Here is a 14,254-nt window from a genome sequence, read left to right on the forward strand (position 1 = left end):
ACGATTGAATTAATGAATTAGAAAAGTAACTGCCTTGTGAAAAGCGCGACCAATATATGGCTTTTTCGCCTGGGACTCAATAGCCGATTTTGTTTTGAATTGTTTAGTTTTTTCTTAGGCTCATCAATATGTTGTTGATTTGTTGACCGTTGGTTTTGCCGGCAAAAAACAACATTTCTTTAACATTGCGTAAAAATCCTTTTCTGCTTTCCTTTGGCTGCTTCTTTAATGCATTTATTATTAAGGTGAATTTCCGATTAATAACATAAATAGAAAATAGCGGCTTATTTTCATCTATTCACCACCTTAAGTCCTATAGCGGTTATATACACAAAATTTGTGATGAATATAAGCAGTCGAGCGTTAAAAGCGCAGTATCCAGAGTGGTGATTTCTTGCAGATTTTACGTAGCGCGATCAAAACAGCGGGATTTTTGTGCGGCGCCGGCGTGTCTGCCGGCGCCGCGGTCATTAACGTTGCCGTAACCAGGCATGATAGCGCCGCAGAGTGCGACGGGTGCGCCACCGATCGATGAGCAGCGACCACAGCGGGGAGTAGCGCACGTTGCGCGTCCGATCGCGGCTCAGGGCGTACATGCGGCGCTTGATCAGCGCCATGCGGGCGAGCAGCGTCAGCGTTTTGTCGCGCCATTTTACCGGTGCGGGCAGCGCATGAGGGGCTTCACCGGTTTGCCAGCGGCGCGGCAGATCGGGAATTTCCGCCATGGCGGTGGCGATGCCGACCACCGCGACGCCGCTGTTCAGCACCCGTTGCGCCACCGACGGGCGGGCGATGCCGCCGGTGGTCATCACCGGCATGCGCGCTACTGCGGCGAGATCGCGGGCGAAGGTCAGAAAATAGGCTTCGCGCGCCAGGGTGCTGTCGTCTGCGGCTTCCCCCTGCATCGCCGGGCTTTCATAACTCCCGCCCGACAACTCCACCAGATCGACCGGCAGTTCGTTGAGCATCAACAATACCTGTCGGGCCTCGTCCGGCGAAAAGCCGCCGCGCTGAAAATCGGCTGAATTGAGCTTCACCGCCACGCAAAAGTCTGGCGAGACACGCTGGCGCACCGCGCGCACCACCTCCAGCAGCAGACGGGCGCGATTCGCCAATTCGCCCCCCCAACGATCGCTGCGCTGGTTGGCCAACGGCGACAAAAACTGGGAGATCAGGTAGCCGTGCGCCGCGTGGATCTGCACGCCGGTAAACCCGGCCTTTTCGGCGGCGTGCGCGCTGGCGGCGAAGCGGGCGATCACCTCGGCAATCTGCGCTTCGCTCATGGCTTCCGGCTGCGCGAACGCCTTGCTGTACTTGCCCATCGCCATCGGGATGGCGGAGGGCGCCCAGGCGTTGCCGCCCATGTTGGCCATCACCTGACGGCCCGGGTGGCTGAGCTGCATCCATACCTGCGCGCCTTCCTGGCGCGAGGCCGCCGCCCAGGTTTTGAACGCCTCGAGCGGCGTATCCTGTTCCAGCACCACGCCGCCGGGGCCGGTCATGGCGCGTCCGTCGATCATCACGTTGCCGGTGATGATGAGGCCGGCGCCGCCGATACCCCAGTGGCGATACAGACGCCATAGTGCGGGGCCGGGCAGTTGGCCTTCATTGGCCAGATTTTCTTCCAACGCGGCTTTGGCCAAACGGTTGGGTAAGCGGCTGCCGTTGGGCAGAATCAGCGGGGTAAACATCGGGTACGTTCCTGTCGCAGGGGGAATGGCGCTATACTAGGTTTAAAGTTAACTTTAAGGTCAATAGGGCATGAAAATCGGAGAGTTGGCGGAACGCGCCGGCATGGCCGCCTCGGCGATACGTTACTACGAACAGCAGGGTCTGCTGCCCAAAGCGGTGCGCGGCGTTAACGGATATCGGGTGTATAGCGAAAGCGCGTTGGAGCGGCTGCACCTGATCCAAATCGGCCAGAATCTGGGGTTCTCGCTGCAGGCGATCCGCGGGGTATTGGCGCTGCAGGGCAGCGCCTATCAGGATGGGTTGATGCAAGGCGTCGACAGCCGGCTGGCGGAAATCGAACGGATGATGGCGACGCTGAACGAGCAGCGTGAGACGTTGATGGCGACGCGGCGTATTCTGTTGGAATCCGGCGTGGCGGGATTATGCCGCGCAAAAAATGAAAAACAGGCCGGTGCGTGGCCGGCCTGCAAAGATTAACGGTGTTTAAAGGCGGCGCGTCCGGCATATACCGCCGCGCTGCCCAATTGGTCTTCGATGCGCATCAGCTGATTGTATTTTTCGATCCGCTCGCCGCGGCACGGCGCGCCGGTTTTCAAATGGCCGGCTCGCATCGCAACCGTCATATCGGCGATAAAGCTGTCGACGGTTTCGCCGCTGCGGTGTGAGATAAAGGCGCCCCAGCCATTTGCCTGGCAAAGCTGCACGGCGGCGAAAGTTTCGCTCAGCGTGCCAATCTGGTTCAGCTTGATCAGCGCCGCATTGGCCAATCTTTCATCAATCCCGCGCTGGATGTATTTCACGTTGGTGACGAACAGATCGTCACCGACCAGTTCCACCTGATCGCCCAGGGCGTCGCTGAGAATGCGCCAGCCCGCCCAGTCGTCCTCGGCCAAACCGTCTTCAATCAGCACGATGGGAAAATCTTGCACCAGCCGCTGGTAATAGGCCGTCATCTGTTCGGCATCCAGCTCAGCGTTTTCGCTGCGCAGGCGGTATTTGCCGTTGGCATAGAATTCACTCGAGGCCGGGTCCATGCAAATGGCGATATCGTCTCCCGGTTGATAACCGGCTTTCTCTATCGCCTGCACGATCAGCTCCAGCGGTTGCCGGTTCGAGGCAACCGCCGGCGCGAAACCACCTTCGTCGCCGACGCCGACCGACAGGCCTTTTTCCAACAGGATTTGGCGCAGCGCCTGATAAACTTCACTGCCCCAGCGCACGGCCTCGCGCAGCGACGGCGCGCCCAGCGGCGCTATCATAAACTCCTGAAAGTCCGCGCCTTGCCAGCGGGCATGCACGCCGCCGTTGATGATATTCATGCAGGGCACCGGCAGCAGGTTGGCGCCGATACCGCCCAGATAACGATACAGCGGCAGCTGCGACAATTTCGCCGCGAGGCGGGCGGCCGCCAAAGAAACGCCAAGCAGGGCGTTGGCTCCCAATCGGCTCTTGTTCTCGCTGCCGTCCAGCGCGATCAGCCGGCGGTCTATCTCCTCTTGTTGGCGCACATCCACCCCGCGCAGCGCCTCGTTGATCGCCGTTTTGACGCTGTGCACCGCCTCCAATACGCCTTTGCCGCCGTAACGGTGCGGATCGCCGTCGCGGTGTTCCACTGCCTCGCGCGAACCGGTGCTGGCGCCGGAGGGAACCGAAGCCCGTGCTACGACGCCCGCCGCAGTCATTTCAACTTCGACGGTGGGATTGCCGCGCGAATCTAGGATCTCTCTGGCGGTTACGTTTTCAATTTCATAGCTCATGGATGATCACCTCATTCTAGGGAGTAGGCACGTGCTTTATCAGCACGTCGATCGACAAATGGTTAACGAACTCGAAGCCGAAGGAGGCAAAGACGCCGAATGGTCGGTTCTGATGGCCAAGCAGCAACAGATCGACGCCTTCACGGGCAATCAGGGTTTCAACGTCTTTGAAGCGATGGATGCTGACCATTGCGCGCACCTCCAGGGGGATTGAGCAGTCTTCCACCAGGCGGCTGAGCATGGCTTTGGCGGCGATCACCTCGCTGGACTGGCGATCTTTGGTTTGTGCATCGCTGAGGTAGTCCAGCTCGGCATAGTCGGCGCTGATGTGCGCCACGGTAATGCGCGTATTCATCTGCTGATTGAGGCGTTCGGCGTGGCGCAACAGCAGCCGGCCGTCGCGTTCATCCTGCACCAGCAGTAAAGCATGTTGATAGAGCGGCATGACTTATCTCCCTGCGTTAGCAATCTGTAGGGTTAACCACGGTAAAACCTCTTTTTTCCGGCTCGTCATGCCGGGCAGCGACACCTGCCGAATGGCCAGCACCCGGTTCGACGAGAAATACAGGGTAGAGCGGTGGCGGGTGATATCGGTAACCAGCAGCGCGGCCATCTCCAGCCCGGCCTCCTGCTTAGCCTGCTCGAGCGCCTGTTGCAGCGCGGGCAACAGCGGATCGATATCGCTCATAGCCCGCACTTCTATCTGCGACAGCAGCAGCGAGACGCTATGGATGCGGTAATTCTTGGCGTCACGGTGCAGCAACTGCGGGGCGGATTGCCCCGAAAGATCGGTTTTGGCGGCAAGCAATCCGGCGGTGAAGGCGTCATAGTCAACGTGAGAGATTGCGCATAACCGCGCGACCGCCACCCGATCCTGTTCGGTGGTGGTCGGTGCGCTCAGCGCAACGGTATCGCTCAAAATCGCGCCCAGCAGCAGCGTGGCCTGGGCGGAAGAAAGCGGCATCGGCGTATCTGACGTCAGTATGGACAGGATCACGGTGGCGCAACAGCCAACGGCGCGGATCCAGACATCGGGCGGGTTGCGGGTGATCAAGGTGCCCAGCCGGTGATGATCGATAACGCCGACCACATCGCTGTCGGGCAATGAGGCCGGCCCTTGTTCGACGTCGGTAAAATCCACCAGCCAGACTTTGCGGTCACGGAGATCGTCTGTCAGCAGCGCAGGCGCTTGTACGCCGGCGGCGGCCAGTATGTAGCGGGTTTCCGGCGTCAATTCGCCAAGGCGGAAAGCGACGGCCGGTTTGCCGAGGTGATTGAGCCAGTCCGCGACCACCAGCGCGCTGCAGATACTGTCGCTGTCGGGATTTTTATGGCCGAAAACGTACAGCGGCATTTCCCGCACGGCGAGATCAGGCTGGGACGGAAAAGGGGTAATACGTGAGATTTCATTCATAGCGACTCCTGACATACCTGCCTAAAAAATAAAGCGAAGTTGTATATCAGGCGTCATCATCCGGTTCGAGCGAACGCGGCGGTTGGGAAAGGTGGAACACCATCACCTTGTGAACGACTGTAGCGCAGCGCGGTGGCAAACGCAACGCCCGGCAAAGCTGGCGAGAATGCATAATCGGATTGATACTGAGTGAGTCTATGATGGACAAGGATATTTGCCGCTAACCGACGGATAGGCTGAACGGAATCACGCCGGCCGGCTGCACCGGATCCGTGGGTGTCACAATGGGAGTCAACATGCTCGAGCCATGCTTCCCCGAAAACGAAGCCGAACGCCTGTCGGTATTGGATTCGCTGAACGTGCTGGATTCGAACTCAGTAGAAAAGCTGGATCGCATCACGCGGCTAGCTGCGAAATATTTCGGCGTCACCATTGCGCTGGTGTCACTGATCGACCGGGATCGCCAATGGTTTTTATCGCGCTACGGTCTGGATGCCCGAGAAACGCCGCGCAATATCTCGTTTTGCGGCCATGCCATCTTGCAACGCGAAGCGCTGGTGGTGCCCGATACCGCCAAGGATCCGCGCTTTTTCGATAATCCGCTGGTGATCGGCGGGCCGAGGATCGGTTTTTACGTCGGGCAACCGCTGCTGTCGCTCGACGGCTTGCCGCTCGGCACCCTGTGCATTATCGACAGCCAGCCGCAGCCGTTTTCCCCGGAGCAGGTGGCCGATCTGCACGACTTCGCCGCCGTGGTGGAAGAGTACCTCCAGAGCATTGAACGCCACGTCTATACCGAAAACCTGAAGTCCAACCTGCAACGCTCGGAAGCCTTGTTCGAACAGACCTTTGCCCAGGCGGCGGTAGGGATGGCGCTGGTCTCGCTGCAAGGATATTGGCTGCGGGTGAATCCGCGCATCTGCGAAATGCTTCAGTACTCCGAGCGCGAGCTGATGGATCGCACCTTCCAGGACATTACCTATCCGCTCGATCTCAACACCGACCTGGAAAAGCTGCAGCAGCTGCTGAAAAATGAAATCAGTACCTATTCGATGGAAAAACGCTATTTCCGCGCCGACGGCTCGATCGTTTGGGTGCAGCTGACGGTGGCGCTCAATCGTTTGCCGAACGGCAAGCCGGACCATTTCATCTCGGTTATCGTCGATATCAGCGAGCGTAAAGCGGCCGAGGCCGATCTGTTCGCTCTGCAACACGAGCTGGAACAACGCGTCGAAATCCGCACGCAGGAGCTGAACGTGGTGGTTAAAAAGCTCAACGAAGAGATTGAGACCCGGGTGCTCGCCGAATATCAGCTCAGTGCGGAGAAGGAGCGTCTGCGCGCCATTACCGACAATATGCCGGCCTTAATCAGCCAGATCGACGGCAATGAACGCTACCTGTTCGCCAACAGCGCCTATAAGACCTGGTTTGGTCTGGAAGAGGCCAGCCTGCAGGGCATGACGGTGCGCGAGTTCATGGGGGAAAGCGTGTATCAGATGGCCCGGCCGATGATCGCGCGGGCTTTGGCGGGCGAAATGGTCAGCTTCGAAAATGAGCTCCAGACCCAGAAGGGGCTGCTGATGATCCACACCACGCTGGTGCCGTGCGAAGCTCAGGGGTTTTATATTCTGTCCATGGACATTACCGAGTTGAAGCGCCTGCAGCAACGGTTGGAGTACGATGCCACGCACGACATGCTGACCGGATTGACCAACCGCCGCGCCTTCCTGCGTCGGTTGTCCGGCACGCTGCAGGCCTGTTGCGAACAGCGGCAAATGGCGCTGGTGTTCATCGATCTCGATGGTTTCAAAGCTCTCAATGACAGCTATGGTCATGACTTCGGCGATCTGATCCTCAAGACGTTCGCCAGGTTGCTCAGCGCCTGCGCCGGCGAGCGCCATAGCGTCTCGCGTCTGGCCGGTGACGAATTCACGGTGATCCTGTGGCCGTTGGCGGATCCGCAGCGCGAGGTCAGCGAATTTTGTGAAAACGTCTTGGCGCGGCTGGCCGATATTTCGCAGATCGGGCAGCAGACGGTGAGTCTATCCGCCAGCCTGGGAGCGGCGATTTCCTCACACACTGACGTGACGGAGGAGATGCTGTTGACCCGCGCCGACGGCGCGATGTATCAGGCGAAATCGGCCGGAAAGGGCACTTATGCCATCTGCGAGTTGTGAGCGTGAAACGGTGACCGTCTCAGGGTAAGCTGTTTTCTTCTTTCCTATGGGCAGAACTCCGGACTTATTGCATGGCGTCTAATCATCAACACAAAGACTGGCTGGAATTGCGGCGCGATGACGAAACCGGCATCGAGAGCGTCAATGCCCACTTTCAGGGGCATGCCTACGATCCCCACGATCATGACGAAATGCTGGTGGGCGTGACGCAGCAGGGTTTACAGCGTTTCAACTGCCATCGTTCATTGCATACCAGCCGGCCGGGACGCGCCATGCTGATCGAGCCTGGCGCGGTGCACGATGGTCATGCGCCTCAGGCCGAAGGGTTTACCTATGCCATGCTTTATCTGCCGCAGCATTGGGTTTCCGACGCGATGAACCGCCGCGGATTAGGGGACGCTTCAGTGCTGGAAGGCGCTTTCCACAGCACGTTGACCGACGATCCGATGCTGGCCACCGCGATACAACAGGCTTTTTTTGCGTTGCATCAGGGGGAAGGCCGGCTGGCGCGCGATCAAAGCCTGGACCAACTGCTGACGCTTTTGGCGCGGCATATTCGCGTCAGGCCGGCTTCCCAAAGCGATGATGCTTTGATTGTGATGAATCGCTTACGGGACTACTTGCACGAGCACATGGCGGGTAATCCCAGCCTGGATGAACTTGCGCTTCAGTGCGGTCTGGACCGCTTCCGCCTGACTCGCCAGTTCACCCGGGCTTTCGGCCAGTCGCCGCATGCTTATCTGGTCCGGCTGAGGCTGCGGGCCGCACGCTTGTTGTTGGCGCAGGGGGACGAGCCGGCGCAGGTCGCGATGCAGGTGGGCTTTGCCGATCAGAGCCACTTGGGCCGCTGGTTCCAGCGCGCCTACCGTTTATCGCCGGCGGCCTATCAACGTCAGTGCACAAACGTTCTATACCGCTGATTCACTCATCGCCGATGATGCGCTTTTAACAGCACAACGGAGTAGAGCGGAACATGTTTGATACCAAGATAGCGTTTATCGTACGCGACGATCTGCAAACCTGGCAGCGGCTGAATGTGGTGGCCTTTCTGGCGACGGGCATCGCCGCCGCTGCCCCGGAAATCATCGGCGAGCGTTACGTGGATGCGCAAGGCAGACGCTACGGCGGTATTTCCGGACAGCCGATGCTGATTTTTGCCTCGGACCTGCCGGGCCTGCAAAATGTGCATCGCAAAGGGCTGGAGCGGGAATTGACGTTGATCCCCTATGTGCACGCCATGTTCGCGACCGGGCACGATGAAGCCAACCGGCAGGTTTTTCTCGCAGAAGACGCGGACAATCTGGATTTGGTCGGTCTGGCGCTGCGCGGACCGAAGAAAGCGGTGGATAAGGTGATAAAAGGCCTGGCGCTCCACGCCTGAGAATACCGTTAGCGCGCTGCGCTTTTGCCGCAGAATAAGAGTTAAAAGAGTTTGATGCTGAGTTAAATAGTCAACGGCATGATTATTTAACTCATATTAAATGTCTTATTTATCCTTCAGTGTGAATAAAACGAAAACAGCTATACTGCAGGATACTTCTCCAACTTTTCTTTTGGTCTTGCAAGCCGTTCAGCGCGTTACGCAATCTATCAAATCACTTCAATATCAAGGGGGTTTTTATGAAAACCGTCCTGCAGCATATTTGGGTAAATAAAGCACGTTACGCCCAACTTCCGCTATTTGATTTCCTGCGCGATGAAAACCGCACGCCACAGGAGCGGTTGGCGTTTCTGCCCCATATCGCGTTTTTTATTATGGCTTTCGCCGATTTGAATAAGCTGATGCTGCGCAATGAAACGCCGGCGGCCGATATTTACCAACGGAAAGTCAATACGCATACCCATGAAGATGACCATCACTGGCCGTGGTATCTCGAGGATCTGGACAAACTCGGTTACAACCGCTGCGTCGACACGGTGGCGCATCTGGAAACGCTGTGGAGCGACAGCACTCAGGCGAATCGGTTATTGACCTACCGGCTGTGCGCGCGGGTAAGCAGCCTCGGCGGCCTGGAGCGGATCGTGGTGATTGAGGCCATTGAAGCCACCGGCAACGTACTGTTTGGACTGACGGCGCCCTTGGCCACGCGCATTCAGCAGGCGACCGGCGTCGAACTGCGTTACTGCGGCGAGTTTCATTTGGCTTTGGAGAGCGGGCATGCTCAGCTGCAGGATCATGAGGAGCTGGCTGCGATCCCCTTGGCGGAAGACGTCAGGCAACGTTGTATCACCCATGTCGACCATGTTTTTGCCTGGTTTACCGAATGGACGCATGAAACGCTCGCGCATGTCCGGGAGGGCTGACGCGTTCCCGAACCGGCGCTTACGCCTGAAACGCCTGCAGCCAGGCGGCGAATGTTCTCACGACGTCATCGTCCCGGTCGCGCAGCAGCAGAGAATAGACGCCGGTTCGGATGGTCAGCGTCGGGAAAGGCGACACCAGTCGGCCTGACGACAGGTGTTTGGCGCAGAACAAATAAGGCACAACGGCCAGCCCCAGGCCGTCTTCGGCCGCCTGAATGGCGGCGAAGGTATGATCGAGCGTAAGCGGCGGCGGCGAAGCGTCCAGCGCCGTCGGATAAGCATTCAGCCAGCTGCGCCACAAATCTTCCCGGGCGCGGATGCGGATGGCGGTATGCTCGCCAAGCGTGTCCGGCGCAATGACCGGTCTGGCGTGCAAATAGCTCTGGCTGCAGACCAGCAGGCTGTCTTCCTGCAGGAAAGGGAGCGCTTTCAGCCCGGAGAAGTGCGCGGGATCGCGCCGGATCGCCACGTCAAACGGCGTATTGCGATCGACGGCGCCGATGCCGGTGGTGATATCAATCGCGACCCCCGGATGACGCTCATTGAATGCCGCCAGCTTCGGCATCAGCCAGTGCATGGTGAACGTCGGCAGGCTGTGCACCACCAGCCGCTGCTGGCCGGCGCTCGCTTTCAGCGCGCTCTCCGCAGCAAACAGTTCGCCGATGACCCGGGACGCAGTGCGGGAAAAGTTCTCACCGGCCTGCGTCAGCCGCACGGATTTGTGTCCGCGATAAAACAGCGTGATCCCCAGCTGTGCTTCGAGACTGCGAATATGGCGGCTGACCGCGCCGGTGGTGAGAAACAGCTCATCCGCAGCGGCGCTGAAGCTGCCGAGACGGGCGGCGGCTTCGAAAGCGGACAGGTGCGGCAGGGAGTGGATTTTTTTCATAGGTTGAGTCTAGCTCAACCAAATGGGGGAAGAAAGATCGTTTGTCAGCCTTTGATTTTGCTCACTATGATGAGGCATCTCCTTCTGATTGCTGAGTTTATGATGCGGATCTTTTGGCTATCGGTCATGCGTGTTAATGGCGTTATTCTCCCCCTGCGGTTGGCAGGGAGGCGGCGCTGAAATGCGGGCTTTTTATCTGCTTTGCGTGAGCCGGGCGGGTCTGTGTCTGGGCACCATGATGTTCGCCGGCGCGCTGCCGACCATCAGGAGCGAGTGGCAGCTCGACGCCGCTTCGGCCGGCACAGTGCAGACGGTGTTCAGCCTGACCAACGCCCTGGCGTTGCTGGTGGCCTCCTGGTGGTGTGACTCGTTGGGCGCCCGCCGGGTTTATCTGCTGTTCTCCTGGCTGGGCGCCGCTGCGTTGATGCTGTTCGCCGTATTTGCCCATTCTTATCTCAGCGCGTTGGTGTTGATGGCCTTCGTCGGTTTGACGCAGGGCGGGGCTTATACGCCGGCGCTGCTGTTGGCGATGGGGATGAACGGTCCGGCGCGGCGCGGTTATGCCATCGGCATGGTGCTGGCGGCCAGTTCGTTGGGGTATTTTCTGTCGGTTTTCATCGCCGGTTGGAGCGCCATGCGCTGGGGCGCCGGCGTGGCGTTTTCTCTGTGCGCCGCCGGTGCGTTACTGGGAGCGCTGGCGGGATCGTTGGCCCTGGTCGGTTATCGGGAACCGCAGCCGCGCACGCTGGGGAGGAGGACGAAACGTGAGAGCTATGCTATCACCTATGCGACCCTGCTGTTGCTGATCGGGTATATCGCCCACAGCTGGGAACTGCTCGGCAACTGGGCCTGGGCGCCCAGCCTGGTCAGCGAGGCGTTGAGCGGTTTCTCTCTGGATCCGCTCAGCGCCGGATTGATCGTCGCGGCGGTGATCCACCTGGCCGGCATGATCGCCACGCTGATTGTCGGCACCGTTTCCGACTATTTCAATCGCGCGTCGGTGCTGATGTTTATGGGCGCCGCCGGCGCGTTGGGTTCGCTGCTGATGGGAGGGTCGGCGAACTGGGGGCCGGGCTGGACGCTGCTGCTCGTCAGCATCGGCAGTTTCTTTATTCTCGGCGACTCCGGCGTGCTGTCGGCCGCGATGGCGGACAACGTACCGCCACAACAGCTCGGCAGCGTGATGGGCTGGCGATCGTTGCTGGGGTTCGGCATCGGTTCGTTCGCCCCTTTCTCCTTTGGCGTGGTGATGGATACCACCCACAGTTGGGGCGCGTCTTATGCCGTATTGGCCTGCGGCGGCGGGGTAGCCTGTCTGGCGGCCTGCTTGCTTTGGCGACAACATTTGAAATGAGGTACGGACATCATTAAATGAATGGAACATCATCACGCATTGTTATCGTGGGCGCCGGGATTGTCGGGGCATCGATCGCCTATCATCTCGCGCGTCAGGGGCAGCGCGTTATCGTCGTTGAGCAGGCGCATCCCGCGGCGGGGGCCACAGGCAGCTCGTTCGGCTGGATCAGCGAAGGTGTGCCAGAGGGCGCTCCCGATGCGTTTCTGCGGCGCGAGATCGTGGCTGACTGGGTGCGGCTGACGCAGGAGATCCCGGAATTGTGGGTGAATTGGTCCGGCGCGCTCAGCTATGGTCAGGCGCCGGCGACGCAAAACCCCGACAATCGGCGTCTGTCCTCCGCCGAGGTGATGGCGCTGGAGCCGGCGCTCGGGCTGCCCGATAGCCAGGCCTATTTTGCGGCGCGCGATGGCGCGGTCGATCCGCAAGAAGTGACACAGCGGCTGCTCGAACGGGTAGGCGCGTTGGGCGGCGAGTTGCTTCTGGGACGTGCGGTCAGCGGATTTCTGCGCGAGGCCGGTGGTCAGATAACCGGCATCGTTACCGAGGAGGGCGCGATCGCCGCCGAACGGGTAGTGCTCGCCTGCGGTACGGGGATCTCGGCGCTGCTGGACGGCAGCGAATTCTCGTTGCCGATCGAGGCGTCGCCGGCAATTTTGTTGCGCTATCACGCGGCGGCGCAGGCGGTGAACACGCTGATTGCGGGCGACGACATCGAAGTGCGTCATGCGCAAAATGGCGATCTGCTCGCGGCGGAGGATTATCCTGCGGGCGGCGATGTCAAACGCGTGGAAGAGGACGCGCGATCGGCGATTCAAAACCGCCTGCACGGCTCGGCGCCATTGCAACTGCAGGCGTGTTCGGTGGGGCTGCGCCCCAGGCCGCGCGACGGTTATCCCATCCTCGGGCCGCTGGGCGCCACCTGTCTCTATGTGGCGGTGATGCATCCGGCCGTGATGTGCGCTCCGACGTTGGGTCGGCTGGTCAGCGACGAGTTGTTGCACGGCGTTAATCCCGCCATTCCTCACGGTTACCGCCCGGCGCGATTTATTGATGATGGGGGTGAAGGGGGGGATATCATCGCGATTGCCGGTCGGTTCGCGCTGGATACCGCGCAGCCGCCGCTCAGTCTTTATCCCTATGCGCCGGTTTATAAGATAGGGGAGCACGTCCTGAAGCGCACCCGTCCGACGTCGGGCGAAGCCCAGGCGCTGGCGGCGTATCTCACCGCGTTGCGTCGTCAGGGCGTTGACGTCGTGGCGCCGACGGCCTGTCCGCAAGAGATAGCGGGCAGTATGTGGGTGGTTTATCCCTTTGTGGCGGGAGAAAAATATGCGGGCCGCGATGAGCAGATTATCGCGGCGGGCAGGCTGTTGGGAAGGATCCACGCGTTATCTTCGGCAAACAATAACGCCGGGCTGGCGGTTTATGACGAGTATGCACTGACTGAAGACGATATCTCAGCGGATCTGGCCGAGATCGCCAGTCATGCGGCAAGCCAGGGGCTGACGCTCGACATCGAGGCGCTAAAAACGCGTATGCTGCAGATTGCCGGGCGGCAGACGGCGCTTAGCGCACGGGATCTCCCTTGCGTGGAAACGCCCTATGACTTTAAAGCCGATAATCTGATTTATGTCGCGCAGGATAGGCCAGTGCTGATCGACCCCGATAACGCGCTGTTTTTGCCGCGCGTGTTCGATCTGGCGCTGGTCCTGCTGCTGTTCCACAACGCGCTGGACTCGGCGCCCGACCGCGTGTTCACCGTACAGGAATGGCGGCTGTTTTTGACGGGGTACGGTGAGTTTGTCGCGTTGACGGCCGGCGAAGTGCAAAGCTGGCATCAGGCGGTAGAGCATCTGTTTCTCGACGAAGTCCTGTGGCTGATGGCGGACTTTGCCGATGGCTGGCGCGATCCTCGGCAAACGGCGCTGTTCTTCTCTCTGATCGGGCTGCTGGATAATCTTTCCGACTACGGATTAACACCGTAATGCGCTCAACGTTGCAGTGGTTTTTTGCGCCGTTGGCGAGGCTCTTATATATTTATTAGCATGCCTGAGGCAGGTTAGGCATGAAGCGGAGGCCGTACAGGCCGCTGCAAGCACGACAGTTAATCCGTTCGCCAAGAGGCTGCGAGACGGTGCTTTCGGTAGGGACAGCCGCCAAACGTTTTTACGGCGACCGAAGGCGGAGCAGCTACTCACAGGTCACGAGGACACTTACCATGCATAAGAGAACACTGGCGTCACTGCATTACGAAAACATGCCTTACGATGGGGTGCGCTTTCATATTTTGAAACGGGAGACGCCGGGCCATACGGCGTTGCTGAAGCTGGATGCGGGCAGCCGACAACCGGCGCGTTTTCATCCGGGATGGGTGAAACTGATGGTGCTGAGCGGTGAACTGAAGGTTGACGATCAGACGCTGCAACCTCATGAGATGTTAATCATTCCTGCCAATACCGCCTATACGGTAGAGGCCATAACGGAAGTGATTTGTCTGGCGATTTCCGAGCTGGACGGAGCCGAACTGGCCCGTTGACGTATTGACAAGAAGGGATAGCGGAGAGCCTAGGCGCTCTCCCTATCCCTTCAGCATTGAGCCGCCCCCAGGCTAAGCTACCTGCTGACTAGGCATAAACCTCCTGATTCAATCCACCGCGCTTTCCC

General features: G+C 59.4%; 13 protein-coding genes and 1 riboswitch. Of the genes, 8 read left to right on the forward strand and 5 right to left on the reverse strand.

The window, feature by feature from the left end; all coding sequences use genetic code 11:
• Nucleotides 1-470 precede the first annotated feature (470 nt).
• On the reverse strand, nt 471-1,691 hold the full coding sequence (locus HWW83_RS07350) for an NADH:flavin oxidoreductase/NADH oxidase family protein (RefSeq protein ID WP_176589169.1): 1,221 nt from the start codon (nt 1,689-1,691) through the stop codon (nt 471-473).
• Between the two features lie 70 nt (nt 1,692-1,761).
• On the opposite strand from HWW83_RS07350, the gene HWW83_RS07355 reads away from it, so the two are divergent.
• Complete coding sequence (locus tag HWW83_RS07355; RefSeq protein WP_033643072.1) at nt 1,762-2,169, forward strand: MerR family transcriptional regulator; 408 nt, start codon at nt 1,762-1,764, stop codon at nt 2,167-2,169.
• Here the strand turns inward: HWW83_RS07355 and eno are convergent.
• From eno to HWW83_RS07370, 3 genes are read right to left on the reverse strand one after another with little or no spacing between them, the layout of a single operon-like run.
• On the reverse strand, nt 2,166-3,449 hold the full coding sequence (gene eno / locus HWW83_RS07360) for a phosphopyruvate hydratase (RefSeq protein ID WP_069100168.1): 1,284 nt from the start codon (nt 3,447-3,449) through the stop codon (nt 2,166-2,168). The genes HWW83_RS07355 and eno overlap by 4 nt on opposite strands.
• Before the next feature lie 16 nt (nt 3,450-3,465).
• On the reverse strand, nt 3,466-3,894 hold the full coding sequence (locus tag HWW83_RS07365) for an adenine nucleotide alpha hydrolase family protein (protein WP_033650404.1): 429 nt from the start codon (nt 3,892-3,894) through the stop codon (nt 3,466-3,468).
• A 3-nt stretch (nt 3,895-3,897) separates the two neighbouring features.
• Nucleotides 3,898-4,863, reverse strand: a complete 966-nt coding sequence (locus HWW83_RS07370) for a DHH family phosphoesterase (protein ID WP_080280835.1) — start codon at nt 4,861-4,863, stop codon at nt 3,898-3,900.
• A 40-nt stretch (nt 4,864-4,903) separates the two neighbouring features.
• Nucleotides 4,904-4,979, reverse strand: a riboswitch (Fluoride riboswitch).
• A gap of 180 nt (nt 4,980-5,159) precedes the next feature.
• On the opposite strand from HWW83_RS07370, the gene HWW83_RS07375 reads away from it, so the two are divergent.
• From HWW83_RS07375 to HWW83_RS07390, 4 genes are all read left to right on the forward strand, one after another.
• On the forward strand, nt 5,160-7,040 hold the full coding sequence (locus tag HWW83_RS07375) for a PAS domain S-box protein (RefSeq protein WP_103101464.1): 1,881 nt from the start codon (nt 5,160-5,162) through the stop codon (nt 7,038-7,040).
• Nucleotides 7,041-7,111: 71 nt separating this feature from the next.
• Nucleotides 7,112-7,960, forward strand: coding sequence for an AraC family transcriptional regulator (locus HWW83_RS07380; RefSeq protein ID WP_060660719.1), 849 nt, complete (start codon nt 7,112-7,114; stop codon nt 7,958-7,960).
• 53 nt (nt 7,961-8,013) lie between these two features.
• A complete protein-coding gene (locus tag HWW83_RS07385; RefSeq protein WP_103101465.1) occupies nt 8,014-8,421 on the forward strand; it encodes a DUF2000 domain-containing protein in 408 nt (135 codons plus the stop codon).
• A 239-nt stretch (nt 8,422-8,660) separates the two neighbouring features.
• Entirely contained in the window at nt 8,661-9,344 is a 684-nt protein-coding gene (locus HWW83_RS07390) for a hypothetical protein (RefSeq protein WP_103101466.1), read from the forward strand.
• A 19-nt stretch (nt 9,345-9,363) separates the two neighbouring features.
• Here the strand turns inward: HWW83_RS07390 and HWW83_RS07395 are convergent, their stop codons facing one another.
• The gene (locus HWW83_RS07395; RefSeq protein WP_103101467.1) at nt 9,364-10,233 is read right to left on the reverse strand and encodes a LysR substrate-binding domain-containing protein; all 870 of its coding nucleotides are present in this window, start codon (nt 10,231-10,233) and stop codon (nt 9,364-9,366) included.
• A 181-nt stretch (nt 10,234-10,414) separates the two neighbouring features.
• Here HWW83_RS07395 and HWW83_RS07400 point away from each other — a divergent pair, with 181 nt between their 5' ends.
• From HWW83_RS07400 to HWW83_RS07410, 3 genes are all read left to right on the forward strand, one after another.
• Nucleotides 10,415-11,587 (forward strand): MFS transporter, encoded by a 1,173-nt coding sequence (locus HWW83_RS07400; protein ID WP_232094507.1) that lies wholly within the window; start codon nt 10,415-10,417, stop codon nt 11,585-11,587.
• Nucleotides 11,588-11,604: 17 nt separating this feature from the next.
• Nucleotides 11,605-13,575, forward strand: coding sequence for an FAD-dependent oxidoreductase (locus tag HWW83_RS07405; protein ID WP_176589170.1), 1,971 nt, complete (start codon nt 11,605-11,607; stop codon nt 13,573-13,575).
• A 233-nt stretch (nt 13,576-13,808) separates the two neighbouring features.
• On the forward strand, nt 13,809-14,126 hold the full coding sequence (locus HWW83_RS07410) for a cupin domain-containing protein (RefSeq protein ID WP_033643078.1): 318 nt from the start codon (nt 13,809-13,811) through the stop codon (nt 14,124-14,126).
• The last annotated feature ends 128 nt before the right edge of the window (nt 14,127-14,254 follow it).

This window comes from Serratia ureilytica (genome assembly GCF_013375155.1).
Lineage (GTDB): Bacteria > Pseudomonadota > Gammaproteobacteria > Enterobacterales > Enterobacteriaceae > Serratia > Serratia ureilytica.